The 4,570-nt window shown below is 71.1% G+C and carries 2 protein-coding genes and 1 tRNA gene; 2 read left to right on the top strand and 1 reads right to left on the bottom strand.

What is annotated here, in order from left to right; all coding sequences use genetic code 11:
* Together der and AC5LSR_RS14795 are read left to right on the top strand one after the other, a co-directional pair.
* The coding region (der, locus tag AC5LSR_RS14800; RefSeq protein WP_445548806.1) for a ribosome biogenesis GTPase Der at positions 1 to 1,395 on the top strand (1,395 nt) is incomplete at its 5' end.
* Between the two features lie 199 nt (positions 1,396 to 1,594).
* Complete coding sequence (locus tag AC5LSR_RS14795; RefSeq protein WP_493468582.1) at positions 1,595 to 4,078, top strand: ATP-binding SpoIIE family protein phosphatase; 2,484 nt, start codon at positions 1,595 to 1,597, stop codon at positions 4,076 to 4,078.
* Between the two features lie 277 nt (positions 4,079 to 4,355).
* On the opposite strand, the gene AC5LSR_RS14790 is transcribed toward AC5LSR_RS14795, so the two are convergent.
* Positions 4,356 to 4,429: transfer RNA gene (locus tag AC5LSR_RS14790), tRNA-Pro, on the bottom strand.
* Positions 4,430 to 4,570 lie beyond the last annotated feature (141 nt).

Raw genomic sequence — 4,570 nt, 5'->3', positions numbered from 1 at the left:
AGAGACGAGGACGTTGTGGGTGTGGCTTCGCAGGCACCGCGGGACTCCGCCGCGGGCCGGTCCGAGTTCGACGACCGCCAGCCGGTCCTGGCCGTTGTCGGACGCCCCAACGTCGGCAAGTCGACGCTGGTGAACCGGATACTCGGCCGGCGGGCCGCGGTCGTCGAGGACGTCCCCGGCGTGACCCGGGACCGCGTCGCCTACGACGCGACCTGGAACGGCCGCCGTTTCGTGGTGGTCGACACCGGCGGCTGGGAGCCGGACGCGCATGGGCTCGCGGCCCGGGTCGCCGAGCAGGCGCGCGCCGCCCTCGACACCGCCGACGCGGTGCTGTTCGTGGTCGACACCACCGTCGGGGCCACCGACGCGGACGAGGCCGTCGCCCGCGTGCTGCACCGCAGCGGGCTGCCGGTCGTCCTCGCGGCGAACAAGGTCGACGACTCCCGCGGCGAGGCCGACGCCGCCGCGCTGTGGAGCCTCGGCCTCGGCGAGCCGCACCCCGTCTCGTCCCTGCACGGCCGGGGCAGCGGGGACCTGCTCGACGCCGTTCTCGAAGCCCTCCCACCGGCGCCGCGGGAACGTTTCGAGGAGGTCGACGGCCCGCGGCGGGTCGCCCTGCTGGGCAAGCCGAACGTCGGCAAGTCCAGCCTGCTGAACAGGCTGGCCGGCACGCAGCGCTCGCTGGTGCACGACGTCGCCGGCACCACCCGCGACCCGGTCGACGAACTGGTGACGGTCGGCGGGGAGACCTGGAAGTTCGTCGACACCGCGGGCCTGCGCCGCCGGGTGCGGGAGGCCACCGGCGCGGAGTACTACTCGTCGCTGCGCACCGCCGCCGCGCTGGAGGCCGCGGAGGTCGCGATCGTCCTGCTGGACGCCGGCGAGCCGCTCACCGAACAGGACCAGCGAGTGATCACCATGGTGGTCGAGGCCGGCCGGGCCCTGGTGCTGGCGTTCAACAAGTGGGACCTGCTCGACGAGGACCGCCGGCTCACCCTCGAACGGGAGATCGTCCGGGACCTGGGCCGGGTGGCCTGGGCGCCGCGGGTGAACGTCTCGGCGATGACCGGCCGCGCCGTCGACCGGCTGGCCCCGGCGCTGCGGACGTCGCTGGAGTCGTGGGGGACGCGCATCCCCACCGGCCGGCTCAACGCCTGGCTGGGCGAGGTCGTGGCGGCCACCCCGCCGCCGTCGCGCGGCGGCCGGCTGCCCCGGGTGCTGTTCGCGACGCAGGCCGGCGTGCGCCCGCCGCGTTTCGTCATCTTCTCGACGGGTTTCCTGGAGCCGGCCTACCGTCGCTTCCTGGAGCGCAGGCTGCGCGAGGATTTTGGTTTCGCCGGAACGCCGATCGAGATTTCGGTCCGGGTCCGTGAACGGGGTGAGAAACGTCACTGAGCCGCCTGAACGAGACAAAGGAGCACCAACCATGAGATTGGTGACAGGTCGATTCTCTTGATTGCCGGTATCCGTCTGGTTGAGCGGTCCGCTGCACAGTGCCATGCTCGGTGGCAATGGGTGTGGGGCCTGATTCGCCGGGATGGCAGGTCGGCAGCTCGGCAGGTCGCGGGCTTCGGCAATGCCGAGACGAGTATGGATGAGCGAAAGAAAGCCTTCACGAGACGGGGCTGACGTTCCCGCGGCAGTGGCCGGCATAGCGATGGTCGCGCTGGACGCTCGAGGCGTGCTCACCGCGTGGACGGCAGGAGCCGGTCGGCTGCTGGGCTATCGTCCGGACGAGGTGGTGGGACGCGCCGCGGCGGACCTTCTTGCCGTGGACCTTCCGGCGTTGGCGCTACCCGGCATCGAGCGGCGGGAGGAGTGCAACGGCCGAGTGATGCTGCGGCGCCGGGACGGCCGCGCCGTCGAGGTTGACGTCCACGCGGCCCCGACGCACGGTACGCGGGGAAACAGCGGCTGGGTCGTGGTGGCTCTCGAGCCGGGCGAACCAGGTTCGCGCCATGACACGGCGGCGGCGCTCAAGAACTGGGCACTCGACCAGATGCCGATCGTCCTCGGGATCTACGACCGAGAGAAGCGCATGGTGGGAGGCAACGAGGAAGCGCAGCGCGTCATAGCCGCGCGGGAAGAGGCGGTACTTGGACTCCGTCCGGGGGAGATCTTCCCCAGCCTTATCGCCGACCAGGTCGAACAACTGATGACGCAGGTGATCCGCACGGGGGAACGGTCGACTCTGGAAATGGTCACCCCGCTGCCTGGCGAGAGCCATGCGCACGCCTGGTCGGTCTTCCTCTACCCGGTGAAGGATCCCGTAGGCACGGTGCGGGGGGTGTCGACAGCAGCCCTCGACACCACCACGCAGTACCGGGCCAGGCAGCGGCTGGCCGTCGTGAACGCGGCCAGCGTCCGCATCGGAACCACGCTGGACACGGTGCGGACCGCCCAGGAGCTGGCGGACGTGGCCACCGAGCAGTTCGCCGACTTCGTCAGCGTCGACCTGCTCGACTCCGCCGTCGGTGACAACGAGGCGGATCCGCGCCGGGCCACCGCAGGCGTGCTCCTCCGCCGTGCCGCACAGCAGTCCGTGCTGGATGGCTGCCCGGAGTCCGCGGTCGAGCCGGGAAAGACAGAGCGCTACGGCGAGGACTCGCCCATGGCCCGTGCCCTGGTCACCGGCAGGCCGTCGCGGTACGCGATCGACAACCCCGACATTCAGGCGTGGTTGGAGCATGACACGGCGCGTGCACGCAGTGCCCCCGCGTACGGGATCCATTCCCTCATCGTGGTACCGCTGCTCGCCCGCGGGACGACCCTCGGGCTCGCGGTGTTCCTGCGGCACCGCACCCCCGACCTGTTCGACACCGATGACCTGCTTCTCGCCGAGGAGATCACGGCCAGAGCGGCCCTGTGCATCGACAACGCCCGCCGCTACACCCACGAGCGCAACACCGTGCTGGCCCTGCAGCGGAGCATGTTGCCGCAGCGCACGTCCCCGCATGTGGCGGTGGCGGTAGCCTCCCGCCATCCGTCGGTCGCCTCCCGCCATCCGTCGGCCGGCTCCGGCTCCGGGGCCGGTGTGGGCGGTGACTGGTTCGACGTCGTCCCGCTGTCCGGAGGCAGGGTTGCCCTCGTGGTGGGCAACGTGGTCGGGCACGGCATCCAGGCGTTGGCCACCATGGGACGCCTGCGCCTGGCGGTCCGCACCCTCGCCGATATGGACATGCCGCCCGACGAGCTGCTCACGCATCTCGACGACCTCGTCCTGCGTCTGGCCGACCGAGCCGACCGGGAAGAAGACCCAGGAGCCGAGGAGATGCAGACAGCAGCGGCCGGGGAGATCGGCGCCACCTGCCTGTATGCGGTCTACGACCCGCTCTTCCGCCGCTGCACGCTCGCTCGTGCCGGCCACCCCGTGTCCGCCGTCGTCGCCCCGGACGGCACGGTTGACTTCCCCGAACTGCCCGCCGGCCCCCCGCTGGGCCTCGGTGGCCTGCCCTTCGAGTCCGTCGAGCTGGAGCTGCCCGACGGCAGCCTGATCGCCCTGTTCACCAACGGTCTGATCGAGTCCGGCGAATCCGGTGCCGACGCCGGATTCGACCGGCTGAGCCGTGCCCTGACCGCCAGCGGCGGCACGTCCTCCCTGGAGCAGATCTGCGACAACGTGCTGGATGCGCTGCTGCCCGGCGGTGTCCCCTCCGACGACGTCGCCGTACTCCTCGCCCGTACCCAGGGCATGGACGCCTCCCAGGTCGCCATCTGGGACCTGCCCGCGGACCCGGCGGTGGTGGCCCAGGCCCGTCAGATGGCCACCGACCAGCTCGCCGCCTGGGGGCTGGAGGAGGCCTCCTTCGTCACCGAGCTCGTGGTCAGCGAACTGGTCACCAACGCCATCCGCCACGCCGTCGCGCCCATCCAGCTCCGGCTGATCCACGAGAGGAGTCTCATCTGCGAGGTCTCCGATGCCAGCAGCACCGCACCTCACCTGCGCCGCGCCCGCGTCTTCGACGAGGGCGGCCGCGGCCTGCTCCTCGTCGCCCAGCTCACCCAACGGTGGGGCACCCGCCACACCCCACACGGCAAAATCATCTGGGCCGAGCAGCCATTCCCGACCGGCCACTGACCGCTCCCGACGGGCCGCCGCCGGTCGAGGAGGGACTGTCCGGCGCAGCAGGCTCGCAGGCGGTAATGCGCGCTCCGCCTCCACGGTGAGGCGACGCACTGCTATGGCTGACCGCCGACCACCACCAAGGCGTATGTCCAGGGTAGGGCTGACCGGCGATCGGTCCCCAGATGGTCCCAACGCCCGCCCGGGTTGATCGACTGACCTGGCACCATGGAGACGCGAAAAAGACTGTTGACCAGGACCTATAGCCCTGTTCAGCAGCCTCGCTCCAGCGTCGGGACGACAGGATTTGAACCTGCGACCCCCAGACCCCCAGTCTGGTGCGCTACCAAGCTGCGCCACGTCCCGTACGTCGACCACGTTACCTTATGATCCCGCCGGCGTGGCAGGCACCCCGGCCGGTCGTCGCGGATGCCCTCCGCCGGCCGTCCGCCATGTCGGGGAAGCATGGGCCGTCGGTCCCGCCGCTGGTGAAGGCCGGCACCGACC

It is taken from the genome of Protofrankia sp. CiP1_Cm_nod4 (assembly GCF_982290645.1).
Note: the sequence above shows the minus strand (reverse complement) of the source record. Positions and strands in the feature narration are given on the sequence as shown.

Excerpts from the sequence above, each read along its gene's own strand:
- AC5LSR_RS14795 (WP_493468582.1), top strand. The coding sequence starts at position 1,595 with ATGAGCGAAAGAAAGCCTTCACGAGACGGGGCTGACGTTCCCGCGGCA.